The organism is uncultured Senegalimassilia sp. (assembly GCF_934632265.1).
In the GTDB taxonomy this organism is placed as follows: domain Bacteria; phylum Actinomycetota; class Coriobacteriia; order Coriobacteriales; family Eggerthellaceae; genus Senegalimassilia.
In genome coordinates this window covers 22,788-39,681 of sequence record NZ_CAKTYH010000007.1, presented here as the reverse complement: position 1 = coordinate 39,681, position 16,894 = coordinate 22,788, and the positions used below count along the sequence as shown (strand labels likewise).

9 protein-coding genes are annotated in these 16,894 nt (G+C 64.9%); 3 read left to right on the top strand and 6 right to left on the bottom strand.

The features are described from left to right. The first annotated feature begins 123 nt into the window (after positions 1 to 123). Positions 124 to 789 carry a tRNA (N6-threonylcarbamoyladenosine(37)-N6)-methyltransferase TrmO gene (gene tsaA, locus Q0H50_RS01420; protein ID WP_294418513.1) on the top strand — a complete coding sequence of 222 codons (666 nt, stop codon included), beginning with the start codon at positions 124 to 126 and terminating at the stop codon, positions 787 to 789. Between the two features lie 45 nt (positions 790 to 834). Here the strand turns inward: tsaA and Q0H50_RS01415 are convergent, their stop codons facing one another. The 4 genes from Q0H50_RS01415 to Q0H50_RS01400 form a co-directional block, all read right to left on the bottom strand. Next, complete coding sequence (locus Q0H50_RS01415; protein ID WP_294418511.1) at positions 835 to 1,398, bottom strand: sugar O-acetyltransferase; 564 nt, start codon at positions 1,396 to 1,398, stop codon at positions 835 to 837. Positions 1,399 to 1,627: 229 nt separating this feature from the next. Continuing rightward, positions 1,628 to 2,455 (bottom strand): DmsC/YnfH family molybdoenzyme membrane anchor subunit, encoded by an 828-nt coding sequence (locus tag Q0H50_RS01410; RefSeq protein ID WP_294418510.1) that lies wholly within the window; start codon positions 2,453 to 2,455, stop codon positions 1,628 to 1,630. A 31-nt stretch (positions 2,456 to 2,486) separates the two neighbouring features. After that, complete coding sequence (locus Q0H50_RS01405) at positions 2,487 to 3,137, bottom strand: 4Fe-4S dicluster domain-containing protein (RefSeq protein WP_294418509.1); 651 nt, start codon at positions 3,135 to 3,137, stop codon at positions 2,487 to 2,489. A gap of 10 nt (positions 3,138 to 3,147) precedes the next feature. Next, positions 3,148 to 5,574 (bottom strand): molybdopterin-dependent oxidoreductase, encoded by a 2,427-nt coding sequence (locus tag Q0H50_RS01400; protein WP_294418508.1) that lies wholly within the window; start codon positions 5,572 to 5,574, stop codon positions 3,148 to 3,150. 242 nt (positions 5,575 to 5,816) lie between these two features. On the opposite strand from Q0H50_RS01400, the gene Q0H50_RS01395 reads away from it, so the two are divergent. After that, entirely contained in the window at positions 5,817 to 6,821 is a 1,005-nt protein-coding gene (locus Q0H50_RS01395; RefSeq protein WP_294418506.1) for an AraC family transcriptional regulator, read from the top strand. Between the two features lie 370 nt (positions 6,822 to 7,191). On the opposite strand, the gene Q0H50_RS01390 is transcribed toward Q0H50_RS01395, so the two are convergent. Beyond that, a complete protein-coding gene (locus Q0H50_RS01390; protein ID WP_294418504.1) occupies positions 7,192 to 14,007 on the bottom strand; it encodes a leucine-rich repeat protein in 6,816 nt (2,271 codons plus the stop codon). A 1,079-nt stretch (positions 14,008 to 15,086) separates the two neighbouring features. Further along, positions 15,087 to 15,911, bottom strand: coding sequence for a nitroreductase family protein (locus Q0H50_RS01385; RefSeq protein ID WP_294418502.1), 825 nt, complete (start codon positions 15,909 to 15,911; stop codon positions 15,087 to 15,089). Positions 15,912 to 16,322: 411 nt separating this feature from the next. On the opposite strand from Q0H50_RS01385, the gene Q0H50_RS01380 reads away from it, so the two are divergent. Next, positions 16,323 to 16,874 (top strand): type IV toxin-antitoxin system AbiEi family antitoxin domain-containing protein, encoded by a 552-nt coding sequence (locus Q0H50_RS01380; protein ID WP_294418497.1) that lies wholly within the window; start codon positions 16,323 to 16,325, stop codon positions 16,872 to 16,874. Positions 16,875 to 16,894 lie beyond the last annotated feature (20 nt).

The window sequence follows — 16,894 nt, the reverse complement described above, 5'->3', positions numbered from 1 at the left end:
GGCCAGCAGCGGCGACGACGCCGCCTCCACCACGCCGTCCTCCGCCCCGTCGCCGTCCGTCGCCGCCCCCAAGGTGGAAGCCATCGGCAACGAGTAGTTTCCCCCATCCCCACGATCATCCACATGGAAATCCATCCGATAGCCGTCTTCCGATCGCCCTTCAAGAGCAAGTTTGGCGTGCCCCGGCAGAGCGGGCTCGTCGAAGACCTGCAGGGCCGCATCGTCCTCCTCGACGCCTACGCCGACAGCGAGTCGCTGCGTGGCCTCGACGACTTCGACTACCTTTGGCTCCTCTGGGGCTTCTCGGCCAACCGCCACCAGTCCGCCACCTTCCAGCCCACGGTGCGTCCGCCACGGCTGGGGGGCAACGAGCGGATGGGCGTCTTTGCCACGCGGTCGCCCTACCGCCCCAACGGCCTGGGCCTCTCATCGGTGCGCATCCTGGCCGTGGAGGGCACGGAGATCGTCGTCGCGGGAGCCGACCTGATGGACGGCACGCCCATCTACGACATCAAGCCCTACATCCCCTTCGCCGACTGCCATCCCGACGCGTGCGGCGGGTGGATCGAAGACGCGCCCTGGCACGAGCTTGACGTTGACTTTCCCGAGCAGCTGCAGGCCGAAGTGCCCGCCGGCAAGCTGCCCGGCCTGACGGAGGTGCTGCGCCAGGACCCGCGCCGCGCCGGCAGCAAACACGAACCGACCCGCGTCTACCATCTGGCATACGCGGGCCTTGACGTGGCCTTCACCGTGGACGGCGACACCCTGCACGTGGTGTGCGTGAGCTAGCGGGGCGGCGCCCGACGTCCGCTGGCGTCGTCGTAACCGCCCCTGCTACTCTTGCGCTTCCAAACGCTTCACCACACGCGCGGGGACGCCGGCCACCACGCAGTTGTCGGGCACGTCGTGCGTGACCACGGCGCCACCGGCAACCACCACGTTGCTGCCGATGGTCACACCGCCCACGATGGTGCAGTTGCCGCCGATCCACACGTCGTCGCCTACGGTGACCGGCTTGCTGATGGCAAGGCGCTCCCTGCGCCCTTGCGGGTCCATGGGATGGCCCGTGGTCGCGATGAGCGTGCCCGGCCCCACCATGCAGTAGTCGCCGAACGTCACGGGCGCGCCATCCAGGATGGTTACGTTGAAGTTAGCCGTGAAGCGCTTCCCAACGCGGATGTTCTTGCCGTTGTCGCAGTGAAATCCCGGCTGAATGTCCAGTTCAGGGCCAGCTTCGCCCAACAGTTCGCGCGCGGCGGCCTCACGCCCCGCCGCATCGAGCGGATCCACCGCCGCCAAACGGGCACAGCCTAAACTGGCCGTGTCCTTCATCGTCACCAGCTCGGGGTCGTCATAACGATACGGAAGCCCCGCCTGCAGCTTTTCCATTTCAGTCATATCCACGGCCATCATCAACCCTTTCGAATGCACTGACGTTCTCAACTAATATCATACGCTCCAACGCATGCGGCAAAGCGACAAGGCTGCGGCAGAGTCGGGCGAGCCAGCGCACACGGCAAACCCACGAGCGCGCCGGCGCGCAAAACGCACGCGGCGAAGCACCCGACCCCCGTCGCATGGGGTTGCCGGACCCTACCACGCCAACGCGGCGAAGCGCACGCCCCCGTCACACCCTGCTGCGCGCAAGAAACGCGCAAAGCGCGGCGCTGGTTTCCCAGCACCGCGCTTGCACGCAACCGTTTACAGCACCGCTGCGGCGTAGAACGCCCACCGGGCAACCGCCACGCCCACGACGGCGCAGGCGGCAAAGCGCCCAAGGCTCCCACGCTTTGCCGCCACGCGCGGCAATAAGCGCGATCGCCGCGGCGCCGATCGCCGCGATCGCTCCCACGATGAACGGCACCGCCGAAAAGCCCAGGCCGGCGAAGTGCGCCGCAACCACAGCCATCGTCACGGCCGCAAGCACCGCCACAGCCGCCAAGCCCCACACGAACGCTTTGGCCTCAAGTGCCCGGGCGTTGAACACGGCGCACAGGCCCGCGCCCATGAGCATATCGCCCAGCAGGAACAGCGGCACCGTGCCCGCGCCCGTCCACGCCGGCGTGCCCACGTTGGCCACGTACGCCAAGCCCATCACGCAGGCGAGCACCAGCCCCAGCACGCCGGCCACCGCGTCAAGCCAGCGCGGCGATGCGCCACGTACCGCGCAAAACACCAGGTCGGCAACGACCGCCGCACCGAACAGCAGCGTCGCCACACCCTCCTGGGCAATGCCGGCGCCCAAGTTGCAAAACGCCAGCAGCACGCGCTCGGGACGCCCCAGGTGCACCAGCAGCGCCACGCCGCTGATCGCCAGCAGGGCCAAGCACACGCACGCGAACAGCCACGGCCGACGACGCTGCGCGTCGAGCGGGAACACCGCGCGCACCGCGTATCCGCCAGCCGCCGCACCGGCCAACGTCGTGAACACGAAAAGCGAGAATTCCGAAATCATGTCGAACCCTTTCTACCTCTTCACCAAGCGCCTACGCGATGTAGTACACGGATGGACGCGTACCCGCGCTTTCCATCAGCTGCACGGTCTTGTTCTTCGCGATCAGCTGCGACACCTCGGAGTTCGGGTCGTCCAGATCGCCGAAGAAACGCGCGTAGCCGATGCACGCCTCCACGCACTTGGGCTTCTCGCCGCGCGCCACGCGGTTGGCGCACATGGTGCACTTCTCCACCACGCGGCCCTGATGCTCGGGCGCGTCGGCCTCGCCGCAGTCGAATCCCAGGTTGTTGGCCGGCTCCTTCTGCAGCATCGTGCGCACGCCGTGGTACGGGCACGCCAGCATGCAGCTGCCGCAGCCGATGCATCGGTCGGGGTCCACCGACACGATGCCGGTTTCGGCGTCCTTGCTGGTGGCACGCGTGGGGCACACGGTCTCGCACGCGGGGTTGGCGCAATGCTGGCACGCCAGCGGGATCTGCACGCGCTTGAGCCCGTCAGGGTAGCTCCCGCGCGCCGTGTCGATGGCGGCATCGTCGGCCAGGTCCTCGTCGGACAGGCCCGGGCGCGTCAGCACGCGGTTGTAGAACACGTTTTTCGACCCGTTGTTCGCCATTTTGCACGACGTCACGCACGTCATGCAGCCGAAGCAACGCTTCAAATCGATGACCATTCCGTATCGCACGACTCCCCCTTTATGCCTTCTCGATCTCGCACAGCACGTCGAAATAGTTGTTGTTGCAGGCGTAATCCTTGCAGTAGTTGTCCGTCAGATCCTGGTAGTGGCCCTCGATCATCTGATCCCAGTCCCACCCGTGGTTCATGACGCACGCTCCCGGGCGCACGCCGCTGTCCATAACGGCCTTCACCACCACGTAGCCGCGGTCGTTGAAGATGCGCACCGTGTCGCCTTCCGCGATGCCGCGCGACGCCGCATCATCGGGGTTCATCTGCACCACCGGCTCGGGATACAGCTCGAGCGTCGTGGGCACATGGCTGTGCATGCTGTGCACGCGCCAACGGTTGTGCGGGCTCAAGAACACGATCGGGTACTTCTTGAACAGCTCGTTTTCCGGCCACGCCTCGCGCGGGGGCTCCCAGTACGGCAGCGTCTCGTGGCGCCAGTCCCAGTCGGGCTGATGCCAGTCGGCCTGCGGCTTGAGGTCTTCCTGGTAGAACTCGATGCGGCCCGTCGCCGTGGCGAAAGGCTTCTCGCCCAGCTTGTAGATGGGGTCGGGGTTGGCGAACATCACGCGGTTTTCCTTCAGCGCGTCGAGCGTGATGCCGAACTGCCGCGCCTCGTCGTTGTCAAGGCCGATGCGGAACAGGTCATCCAGGCTGTAGCCGAAGTGCTCGCCCAAGCCCATGCCCTCGGCGATGAGGTTCCAGATGTCGATGTCGTTTTTGCTCTCGAACTGCGGGTCGATCGCGCGCTCGGTATAGCGCAGGTAGTCCGAGCCGTTCACGCCGATCATCTCGCGCTCGAAGTGGAAGCACGCCGGCAGCACGATGTCGGCCCACATGCACGTTTCGGTCATCTCGAAGTCCTGCGTCACCACGAACTCGAGGTCGCGCAGCATCTCGATGGTCTTGCCGCGCTCGGTGGTGTTGTGCACGATGTTCGCGCCGATGGGATACAGCGCCTTGACCGGATGCTCGTACATGCCTGGGATGCCCTTGTTCTTCCAGATCTCGTAGATCTTGCCGGGCACCTCGGTCACGTCGTTGCCGTCGTCGTCGCGCGGCAGATCCTCCAGGTGGAAGCACAGCGCGTCGATCTCGGAGTCGGTGATGGTGATGCCAGCGCCCTCCTTGGTCATGTTGCCGGTCGCCGCCGCCATGGCGATGAGCACCTCGTAGAACGTGTAGCCGTTCGCGTAGTGGTCCACGCCGAAGCCGGGCTGCATCCAGCTGGGGCCGTCAGCGTACGTCGCGGCCAGCCACTCGATATCGGCAAGGGAAACGTCGGTCTTCTCCGCCGCGTCGTCAAGGTCAATCGCGTCGATGCGCTCGCGCAGCAGGCTGTACGCCGTGGTCACCTCGTGACCCTCAACGGTGAAGGAGCCTTCCAGGGCCGCTACCTTCGAAGCGTCGGCCTCCACGGGCGCGCCGCCTTCCATCACCAGGATGGCGTCGTCGTCCGCGCCGGCCTGCGCCTGGCCCAAGTCGCTTTTGCGCAGGAAATGGCCGTCGGAGGCCTTCACCAGAAACGGCGCCACCGTCTTCTCACGCAGGTACGTCTCGTCGATCTTGCCGTCGCGCATGATGATCTGCAGCATAGCCATGGCAAGCAAGCCGTCGGAGCCCGGGCGCACGGGGATCCACTTGTCGGCATGCTGCGCCGTCAGGGTGTAGATGGGGTCGATGCACACGATGGTGGCGCCGTTTTCCTGCGCCTTCGTGATGTTGTGGTAGCTCACCATCATCGATTCGGCCGGGTTGGTGCCCCACAAGAACACGTTCTTCGCGCTGCGCATACGGCGGTAATCGTCGCCGCGCATGACGTACTTCGTCTTGCCCACGCGCTGCGGCAGCGTGAACTGGCCGTTGATGTCCAGGTTCGCCCCGTTGGCCGTGGCGTGCATGTAGTTGCACAGACGGCGCGAATACTGCACGGTCTTGTCGTTGTTGAAACCGCTGCTGTAGAAGAAGTAGATGCTCTCCGGACCCCACTCATCGGCGATGCGCTTGAAGTTGTCGCAGATCTCCTTGATGGCCTCGTCCCAGCTGATGGCCTCGAACTGCCCCGAGCCGCGCTCGCCGGTGCGGCGCAGCGGCGTTTTGATGCGCTGGTCGGAGTACATGCGCTCCAGGTTGTCGTAGCAGCGCAGGCAGTTGTGCTGCTGGTGGTGGATCTCGTTGCGGTCGTCGTCGTAATAGAAGCGGCGGATGTTCACCGCCTCGCCGTCCTTGACCGTCACCCACACCGGGCACATGTCGTTGTCGCAGTTGCCCGTGCATGCGCACAAAACCTCGCGCACATCGCCGGTCGCCTGCGCGGCGTCGGCCGCCTCGGCCAGCGGGGCAGCGCTTGCCAGTACGCCGCTTCCAGCCGCCACGCCGGCGCAAGCCCCGGCCGTTTTCAGAAACGACCTGCGCGTCACGTTCGTTGAAATCGTCATCGTTCCCCCTTCATCTTGCTGAGCGCGCTTACGCTGCGCCCGCCGCGCACAGCGCAAACGCGCCGCACACGGCCTCGCTTCCTCTTGCAAAGCCGGGGGGAAGGATAGCCTGCAACGGCAAGAGGAATCAGTGCTGCAACATTGGCGAAATCATGGCATTTCGTAGTATTCCCAGGTCATTCAGGGTTTGATAGAATGTTAGGTATTTCATGGCTTTTTCTCAGGTTCAAGGGGGGCACAACATGTGCGAGCACACGGGAAAGCGCTTTGACGGCGATCGCTTCTTGCAGGAGCGAAACAGCTATCTGCAAACCTCGATGGATATCCTGGCAAAGCGCTTCGGCGAGTACGACATGCGCTACGAGCCGGTGCCTTATTTGCCCGGCGAAACCTATTTCCCCTGGTACGGGCGCGATGATGAGGAAATCATGGTTTGCGTGTTCAAGGGCGGGCAGCTACACGAAACATTCCACCGCCACGATTTCTTCTTTTTCAATTATGCATGGGAAGGCGAATACGACACCCTCAGCTACCAACGCGACAACCTGGTCACCATCCGGGAAGGCGAGCTGCATCTCGGGCAGCCGTTCACGGGTTACGCGCTGCGAGGAAATGCGCATCGGGAGGTGACCATCGTAGGCGTGCTCATCCGAAAGGAAACGTTCTACGAATCGTTCATGCCTTTGGCCGCGGGCAGCCCGCTTCTGGATTTCTTCGTCGAGCCGCTGCACGATCCCACCGCCGAGCAATTCGCCATCCTGCACCCAGGCGTGGACTTCCCCATAGCCGAGCTGCTCGGCTTCATGATCTGCGAATATGCGCACGAGCAACCGGACACGCAAGAGCTGCTGAAAAGCTACGCGCTGCTGCTGATCGAGTACGCTTCGCGCCAATACGCGCGCGAACACGATACGGCAGCGCCGAAAGGCGAATGCGCGCAGATGCTGGCATACCTGGCGCGCAACGTCGGACAGGTAAGCCTAGCAGATCTTGCCGCACGGTTCGGCTACCACCCGAACTATCTGTCCACGCTGTTCAAAAAGAACCTGGGCAAGACGTTCACGCAAGTGGTGTCCGAGCAGCGCATGCAACGCGCTTCCGTGCTGCTGCAAGGAACCGAAACCGCCGTCGACAAGATCTCGCAGCAGCTAGGCTACGCCAACCCCAGCAACTTCTACAAAGCCTTCGAGAAGCACTTCGGCTGCACGCCGGGGGACTACCGGGATCGCTCCCGCGAAAGACGCTAGCAGGCTGTTCGTGGCACAGATTGCGAGTTTTCCGAATCTGCGCGCCGCAAATGAGCCGCGCAAGCGGCGTTTTCCTAGGCCGAAGGTAACGACCGCGGCGTTTTCGGTATCGAACGCGAAGAACGTCTGCAACCAACCGTACTGAAATTCGGAAAACTCGCAATCTGTGCCGTGATCCCGCCAAATGCTTCCTTCGGGTACGCCGAATCATGCGCTGGGCACGCCGCACGCAAAAGCAAACCCGGACACTTAGCGCTACGTCCCCAAAGCGTCCGGGCGAGCGAACCAAAATGTCCAGCTGGCGAAACGTGGCGACGGGCCTGCTAGGGAGCAGGCCCGCCGCTGTTTGTGCGCTGTGTGCGCGTTCTATTTACTTGCGATGTTTGCCGCGAGGCGTGCTTTGGCGCTTGCGGGCGAACACTGCTGCCGCCATGGCTGCGGCTGCTGCGGCGGCTAGTGCGAGGGGCATGATTGCGCGCTGCGTGTCGCCGGTTGCTGCGCTGGTTGCCGTTGCGGGCTTGTCGCCTTGCGGGCTGCTCGGCGCCGGCTGATCGCCGTTGCCGGCAGCATTACCGTCAACACCGTTGTTACCGCCGTTGTCGCCGGTCCCAGTGCCGGCGCCCGCACCGTCGCCGGTTCCGGTTCCGCCGCCTGCGCCTTCGCCGGTCCCGGCTCCGCCAGTTCCGCTTCCGCCGCCGGTGCCGCTACCACCACTGGGCTGACCGCCAGGCTCGTCGCCCGACTCAGCGCCGCCCGGTCCTTGCGGGCCGTCGCCGCTACCAGGCTCGCCACCCGGGCCGCCGGGCTCGTCGCCACCACCCGGTTCGCCGCCGCCGGGCTCGCCACCGCCGGGTTCGCCGGGTTCGCTACCCGGTTCGCTACCACCAGGCTCCCCGCCCGGTTCATCGCCTTCCGTCACCGTTACGGTGATGTTCAGGCGCTCGGAGTATTCATTCTCCAGGCCCTCCTTGAATGCGGCGATGCGGAAGCGCGTGTTCTCGTTCACCGTCATCGGGCCCGTGTATTCCGTGCGCGAGCCACCGTCGACGCAGGGGCACGTGTCGTCGGTGGTGAAGTACACCGTGGTACCTTCCTCGGCGGAAAGCACCAGTTGAGCGCCCTTATTCACCGTGGCGAAGTTCTCCTTCGGGGAGCCGGCCCCGAAGCTTGTCTCGCCCAGCTGCGCCGTCGGGCGGACCGGTCGCGTCTGCTCGTCGGCCACGCGCACGTCGACCGTCTTAGCCAGCAGCGAGTCGGCCACCGCCACCGTCAGGTCGGTCATGCCCGGCGCCTCGCCCGACAGGGTGAAGCGCGCAACGCCGTCCGCGTCGGTCACGGCGCTTGCCGTCCCCAGTCCGTCGCTCACCCCGGCAGCCGCCGCGCTCGCCGCGCCAGCGTTCGCCGACTGCCCATCTGCATCGGTCACGGCGCTTGCCATCTCGGCCCCGCCGCCAAGGCCGGCCACCACCGTGCTTCCCACGCTCGCGTTCACCAGCTGCCCGGCCAGCGGCTGCCCGGAGGCGTCGCGCACGTAAGCCGAAACCTCGCACGACTGGCCCGTGACCAGGGAATACCCTTGCTCCACGTTCAGCTTCAGCTCCGCCGCGCGCGCACCGACCGTAAGCTGGCCGCTGTTCCAGCCGTCCATCGCCATGCCTGCGTAGTTCACCGCGCCGGCCAAGGAAAGCTCCACGGTCGACCCGGCCTCAAGCGCCTTCGCCGGCTTTATGCGCAGCGCCTTGGCAACCTGACGGCCGTCGGCACCCTCCTCGGAGCCGACCCACTCGAGCGTGCAACCCTCGCCCAGCCCGTTCGCCGTCAGCTCGGCCAGCGACGCGTCGGTGGCGTCCATGTACTGCAAGAACGTCAGCTCCACGCAATCGGTGTAGGCCCGCACGCTTTCCACCTGCGGTTTCTCGGTGGTGCGCAGCCCGATTTCAAGCCCCGTGCGAACCGGGGGCACCGCCATCCATTCCGTGCGCGCCTCCTCGTAGCCGGCCTTCGTGAATCGCACCTGGTAGAAACCCACCGGCGTGTACCAGCCGAACACGCCGTCGCCGTCGGTCGGCAGCGGGTTGACCTGCTCGTAGGACTCCGCGTCCCACGGCACCGCGCCCGCGCCGTCAGCCGACGCGCTGTGCCACACCTCGGCCGTCACGTCCTCAAGCCGGTTGGACTTCACCGCCTCGAACACGTAACCCGAAGGGTCGATGCCCAGCCGCGCCTTGATCTCGCGCAGCTCCTTGCCACGCTTGTCGCGCTGGCGGTCGATCTCCTCCTCAACCGGCTGGCACTTCTCCATGCGCTCGGCCACGGCGCGCTGGTACATGCGCTGCGCCCAGGACAGGTTCTTCGCGCGGTCGGAGTTCACCACCGACGACGACACGTCGTAGCCGTAGGACATCCCCGACACCAGGACCGCGCCGGCAGGCGGGCAAAACAGCGTCGCGCCGGCGCCGATGCCGCCCATCACCACGCCCATAGCGGCGTCCGCGTACTCGTTGGCACGCTGCTGCTCGAGCAGCGACACCAGGCGTTTCGCATAGAACAGCTCGTTTTGCAGCGCCTCGAGGCACTCCTTCAGGTTCGCGATGTTGCTCTTGCCGGAGTACCAGCGGATCAGCATCTCGATGTGCTCCACCTCGCCGCGCATCTCCGCCAGGCGGACCTCGGTGTCCTCGGCGTTGCTCAGCGCATCCTTCGCGCCGATGTAGCTGGTCCCCAGCCCGATCGAGGCGATGGCGCCCGAGTACACCGGCACGTTCTTCGCCCACTTCCACGGCATGCGGTACGTGTCCTGGTACTGCAAAAATGCGCCGACATGGCCTCTGAGCTGGGGCGTTGTGAACGTCTTCAGCGCCTTGAACACGGGCTTGGTGTTCATGGTCCAAAACGCCAGGTTCGCCCATTGCTTGTCGAAGTCCGTGGCCAGGTTCACCGAATCCAGCATCGTGGCCAGCTTTATGTTGCTCTTCGCCGCGTCCTCGAAGTCCGCCTGAAGCGTTTTCACGGCGCCGCTGGGCAGGTTGACGATGGCCTTGAATCCCGTGCCGTCGTCGCTCATGCGCGTGCGCACGCGGTATCCGCCCTGGTTGATCGTCTCCGTGAAGCCGGCGGTGTCGCCGTCGAAGTCGCTCACGGTGACGCCGTCGACGTTGTTCTGGATGGAGGCGATGAACACCTCATCCCAGTCGTTGTACTGGGAAAGGTCGCCCACGCCCATGTCCTCGCCCACGGCCTGGCGGTACTTCTCGAAGTCGTTGTGCTGCGAAACCACCAGGTCGCGCAGGGTGTCCACGCCCTCCTGCACCTCGGGGTCATCGTAGCGGGCGCCGAACAGCTCGGCGAACCACTCGGATTCCAGCACGCCGTCGCCGTGCAGCACCTGGTACCAGAACGTGTTTCGCTCATCGGCCGCCGTGCCCGTCAGATAGCCGTGGCTGTCGCCCAGCTCGTTCATCACATCGGTCAGGCTCGCCGTCAGCTCCTGGTCGTCGGCCGCGGCGTCCAGCAGATCGTTGCGGAACGAGTCGTTTTGCTGCTGCTCGTACTGGTCGCGATCGGTCAGGTCGCCCACCAGCACCGCGTTGATCTGGTCGACCTTCTGGGTGCTTTGCTCCGCGATGTTCTTCACCACCACGTTCGCGTCCACCGTTGCCATGCCCGAGAGCAGCGAGTTGCTCACGCCGTAGGACGAGGGGATGAACAGGCCTTTCATGTCGCCGAGCCATACCTGGCCGGTTATACCCGCCGCCGCATCCTCGGCCAGCAGGTCCAGGTACGCCTGGTCGACGTATTCGCCCACGAAGCGCACGCGGTCGCCGTCGGTCGCGCACTTCTTCATGGGAATGGTCACCGTGCGGCCGTCGATGCAGTCCACGTACAGGCTGAACTCGTCATCGAGCTGGGCGCCGCGCGCATCAAGCGTGATGGCGAACGTCCAGTAGGCGTTCTTCTTGCTGCGCTCGTGGTGCAGCGTGTAGCTGAACGTGTTCGTTTCCTTGCCGTTGTCGATGAGCCGCTGCGTTTCGCCGCGCGTCACCACGTCGAAGCGCTCGATGGACGCGCCGCCCGTGTGCGTGACGTAGGCCGTGGCGGCCGGCTGCTGCGCGCCCGAAAGGTAGGCCTGCAGCATGACGCGCTGGCCCGGCACCAGGTTGTCGGGGACGTCGTAGTCGATCGAGGCGCGGCCCAGCTTGTTGCACGTGCCGGCGAAGCGCTTGCCGCCGACCTCCAGCTCCACGCGGGAATCCGGCGCCGCGCACACCGTGGCTTTGTTGCCCGAAATGGCTGTGACCTGGGAAGACGGCAGCTCGATGCCGGCGTCGTACACGCTCATGTCCGCGGCGCCCAGCGGCAGCACGGCGTCGCCGAGCTTAAGCGTCGCGTTCACCGTGCACGCGCCCGCTCGATGCGCGGCGAAGCGCACGAACAGGTCGCCGGTCTGCGCGCGGCCCAGGTCCACCGACACGACGTCGCCGTTGCGCGTGAAGGGCAGCTGCCTGGATTCGTCGCCGATGTTCCCGCCGATGGTTATGTCGGAGAAGTCGCCCTCGGGCATCTCCAGCTGCAGCACGGCATCGCGCTCCTGATCAAGGTTGAAACTGACCCTGACCTGGGCTTCCACGCCCGCCACGATGGCGCTGCGATCGGCCACCACGCCGCTTTGCCTCATGACGCCGCACTGCGTCAGGTACGCCGACGCGTCGAACACGGGCACGTCAAGCGCCACCTGCGTCTGCGCGCCGTCCTCGACCTGCACGTCGGCGCGGGCATATTGCACGCCTTCCTCAAGCTTCAGCCGATCGAAGGCGGCCAGCGTGGAAACCCGCAGATCGACGCTCGTGTGGCTGACGGCGATCACCGTGTATTCGCCCGCCTTCAGGCTGTCGAGCGAAAACGGCAGCTCACCTGCGGAATCGGACAGGCCCGTGGCCACACATGCGCCGTTGCGGAACACCATCACGTCGTTGCTTCCGGAGAACGCCGACTTCGTGGTCACCTTCATGCCACCCCACGCGCGCAGATCCACGTCGAACGCGCCGTCGGCGGGCATGGCCCGGCCCTCGCCCGCGCCGAGCGCCAGCGAATCGTCGGGCGTCACGGCAAGCGTGAGCTCCTTCGCCGCATCCGCCACCTCCTGCGAGAGCAGCACGCTCAGGCCCTGGCGCACGTAGTCGGCGTCTTCGCCCTCGCGCAGCACGCGATCGCCCTGGAGCAGCTCGAAGGCCAGGCCGCTATCGGAGAGCACGGTTTCCCATGCGGGCGCGCCGTCGTCTCCGGTGCCCACCTGCTTGCGCAGGTTCACGTTCATCAGGCGCTGCGCGGGCAGCTTCTCAAACGATTCGGTTTTGAGCTCGCCGACGTCCCACGTGCCGGCCATGGCCTCGGCCGCGCGCGTGAGCACCTGGTCGTAGCAGCCCTCCAGGCTCACCTGCAGCGTGGCCGGCGTGTTCGACAGCGCCTCGACGGTAAACGTGCCGTCCGCGGACACCTTCGCCGTAGTGGCAGTGCCGTTCTGAAACAGCGTCACCTGCGCACCTGCGGGAACCTTGCCCGTGACCTGGGACGATTCCTCCATCCACTGGAACGTATAGGCGGGCTTGCCCGGGTTGTGCTCGTCTTCCTGGCCCGCCACCGCGTCGGCTGCGCGCTTGATCCACGACGGCTGACCCGCCGAGTTCTTTGCGAACGCCACGACGGTCTGCCCCAGGGAGAACGGGTTCTCGTACTTTTTGCCGTCGATCTCCAGCGTGCCGCCGTACTCGTATTCGACCAGCTCGAAGTCGGGGTTGAGGACGCGCAGCGTCACGGCGTTGCGCTTCCACTCGGTGCCCTGAGGTCTCGAGACGATCTGCGTGTTATCGAACGCGTCCTGGCCCACGGTACGCACGCTTGCGGGCAGCACCACTTCCGCGCCCGCCATGAGCGGCATGCTGGCGAAGGCGCGGTTGCCGATGGTTTGCACGCCGTCGCCGATGGTGACGGAGCGGACATGGCTGCAGCCTTCGAAGGCGTTGCGCTCGACGGTTTTGACGGTGCCGGGCACGTTGACCTCGGTGAACGGCTCGGGCGTCTCGCCTGACACGTAGATGTCAGGGGAGCAACTTGCGAAGGCGCGGTAGTCGATGGTCTCCACGCTTGCGGGGATGCCGGCCACCACGCCGTCATCGAGCATGGAGCAGCCGGCGAACATCTCGGCGGGGATGGTTTTGAGCATGTCGTTGTTCTTCGGCCACTCCACCGTTTGCAGCTTTTTGCAGTCCTGGAACACGCCCTCGCCAAGCGTCTCCAGGCTGCTGGGCAGCGCGATGGACTGCAGCTGCGACCCGGAGAACGCGCCCCAGCTCAGGCGCGTGACGCGGGAGTCGGCGGGGAACGTGACCGAGGTCAGGTTCGACGAGCCGCAGCCGCCGACGGTGGCGATGGGGCGGCCGTCGACGGTTGCCGGGACCTCGAACGCGACCGCGCCGGCGTCGACGTGGTGCACGGCCAGCTCGTTCGTTTCCTCGTCCAGCGTCAGCCAGACCTGCGCGGGCGTTGCCTTGTCGGCAACGTATCCGACGTCGCCGTCGACCTTGTCGCCGGTGACGCCCTTGGCGGTTGCCAAGAGGTATTCGCCGTAGTACTCGTCGTACACATAGGCGGCCTCGGTGCCGTCGTAGTCAGGAGCGGGGCCGGGGTTGTCGGCGTCGGGGTCGGCCGAAGAGTCGTCGGCGGCTTCGGAGTCGCTGACATCCCCGGCGGCATTGCCGGCGGTGTCGCCGCTAGCGTTTCCGGAATCGCCAGCGATGCCGCCAGCAGCCGACGACGACACGCCGGCAGCAGCTTGCGCACCCTGTAGGCTTTGACCGTTTTGCGAACCCTGAGCGCCCGCCGCGTCGGCGGATCCTTCGCCACCTGCCACGACCTCCGAACCTACGACGAGCATCCCGCCGTCGGCAGAGTCGACAGCAGCGTAGCCCGCATCGGCAGCACCACCCGCGCCGTCTGCCGCATAACCGTTAGCCGCATCGCCAGCGTTTCCGGCACCACCCGCACCACCGCCGCCGGCGCCAACCGCGTTACCAGCCGCATCGTAAGCGTTCGCCCGCAAGTTCTCACGCGCCGCGGCGACGGTTTCCGAGCCCTGCGCAAAACTTGCCACGGGCACCAAGCCCGCCGCCAAAACGCACGACAGCGCCACCGCCGTCCCGCGACGCCAAGCCGCCCGCCAAGGGCGCTCACCCGAACGCGACGCACGTGCGCGCTTTTGCGGCATTTCCGAAGCGGCCGTCTGCGAATCGCAACCACCGATTCGATTGCAAGGTCGCGGCGGCTCCCCCGCCTGCATCCGTTGCGGGGTCACGCGTTTCGTCGATTTGCAAGCACGCCGAGCACCCTTCCCAGGGTTCGCATCGGCACGAATGTCACCGACCCTGCCACGCCTTTCCGCTCCCATTCCGCGCTCCTTCCCGTCAGCGCGCCCGGCAGCGGCGACAGGCCCCCGACGCAGCGCGCACAAACTTCCAATCCACCCTGCATCATCCCCAAAACCCGTCAAAACAACTAGGTACGCATATACGAACCATCACCTGACCAGGGGAAACGCGAAGCACAAAAGCCACCCGTCCCCACCCCAGACACTTCGGGGACGTAGCACTAACCGTCAGGGATTGAGCACGAAAAGGATCAGAAGAATGGAAGGGCGAAAGCATGCGCAACTTTTCCCCGAACGATATCGGAAACGCACCCATTGCTCGACCCCGCAAACTTAGCGGCGGGAAAGCGAGGCCGCCTACATCGTGCAGCGCGCTGCAATTGTGCAGCCACGCAAAAAGGCATTACTAGGAGGAAAAGAGCGGCGAAAAGGCCGAAGGGCAGGAACGTTTTCGGCGTTTCGTGTCACGAATCGCGAGTTTTCCGAATTTGACGACGATCGGGAAGCCATTTCCCACCCAATCTTTCCCGCTCAATGTAACGAACGATGAGAATGCTGCACTAAACGCGAAGCACCACACAGTCAACCGCGTTCACCATTCGGAAAACTCGCGATTCGGGGCACGATAGCGGCAAAAGCTTCCCAAGCATGGGAAAGTCACACAGGGGGACCATGCACGGGGAAAAAAGGAGAGCGAAGTCTATGCAAATAAGGCGAGTGACAGGGGCGCATACGGAGAACGCCAGCTCGTCCGCCCAAAACTGGACAGTTAGTCCTACGTCCCCAAAGCGTCAACCGTCATGGACTGAGCGCGGAAAGGGATTGGAAGAGAAGGAACGAGAACGCTATGCCCACTCGAACGCTTTGCCGGCACCTAGCTCGAAGTGGTATTTCACGATGCCGATGTCCGCACCGCTGAACGCGCCGCCGTTTTCGCTGATGGAAACCTTGTTGCCTGCGCCGACGATTCGGAAGCACTGCTTGTTGAGCGCCGTCGGGGCGAGAAGCGCCACCTGCACGCCGTCCGCGAACCACTGCGGCTCCGGGCCCTCGTACGAGCTGGCCTCGGGCGCCGTCTTGCTTTTGTGCGCGACGCCCGGCGTGGCGCCGAAGCCCACGACGACGATGCCGATGACCTTCTTCCCCGGCACCGCCTGCTCAACGTTTTTGCGGCTGAACGTGCCGCCGATCCACCACGTGTTCAGCCCGAGCGTCTGCGCAAAAAGCATCAAATCGGCGCTTGCGTAGCCAAGGTCCTCGTCAAGCCCGGGCCTGTCGCTGCCAGCCAGCACGAAATAGTTGCGCACGCCCTTGGCGAAGAACAGCTTGAGCGCGCCAGGCAGCGCCGACTCGTCGCCCACCTTCAGCGAGATCGACAGTCCGAAACGCTCGTTGTTTGCGCGAACGCGGTCGTTGAGCCGCGAGATCAGCTCAGCCGGAAGCGGCTCGGACGTGAACTTCCGCACAGTATGGCGCTGCCGCATAGCCTGCTTCATGTCCGTAGCGGTGTCCGTGGTGGCGGCCGTGGCGTTGCCCGCAGCGTTGCCCGTAGCATCGTCCGTAGCGTTGCCCGCAACAGCGTCCACGACGCCGCCCGTACCGATACCGGTGCCCGTAACGTTACCCTTAGCGACACCCATGACGGTGCCCCTGGCGTTGTCCGTTTCCATAGCGAAATCCTTCCGCGCGCTTCCATCAAGCGATATCGAGAACGCGCCCATTGTACAACCGAGCTAACCCTGCTGCGAAAACCGAAGCCCAGGAACGTTTTCGGCGTTTCGTGTCACAGATTGCGAGTTTTCCGAATTCACTGGCGACCGAGGAGCCGCTTCCCGCTCGATTTCGCTCGCAAAATGCAACGAACGCTTCATCCATTGCACCAAGCGCGAATCGTCATGCAGTCAACTACATTCAACATTCGGAAAACTCGCAATTTGGGGCACGATTGCGGCAAAAGCTTCCCTGGCACTCGTACCGGAACAGAGGCGCTCAGGCGGAAGCACGCGTTCTGCGGACGACTTCCTTCCCTCTCCGACAGTCAGTTGTTGTCAAAGGTATTATGTTTTCGTTATACTTCTGCCATGACGAAATACGAAGACATATTCGACATCGCGGCCGACAACCACGGCCTGATCACCTCCGCCCAGGCTCGCGAAGCGGGCATCACCAACAACGAGCTCGTGCAATACGCCAAGCGCGGGCGCGTGACGAAGGTCGGCCACGGCCTTTACCAGCTCACGCAGTGGGTCCCCGAGCAAAACGACGTGTATGCCTGGGCGGTCATGTCCGTCGGGCCCGGCGCCGTGCTCTACGGCGAATCCGTCATCGCCATGCTCGGCCTGGCCCCCACAAACCCCACCCGCACGTTCGTGGCAACTCCCCGCCGCTGCCGCCGCGCGCTACCGGAGAGCCTTAAGGTGGAATGGGTGGACGGAATCGAGCCGGGAGCGATATACGACGGCATCCCGTGCCAAAGCGCATACGACGCTATCCTCGCATGCAAAGGCAAGACGCCGCCGGAACGCCTTCTGGCAGCAGCTGAAACCGCCAAAAGGCAAGGTCTCGTAAGCAAGCAAGAATTTCATTCATTGAAGAAGGAACTGGAGGGCGCAGATGCCAGCAAAACGGCCTAACAGCAGGAGAAATCTCGACG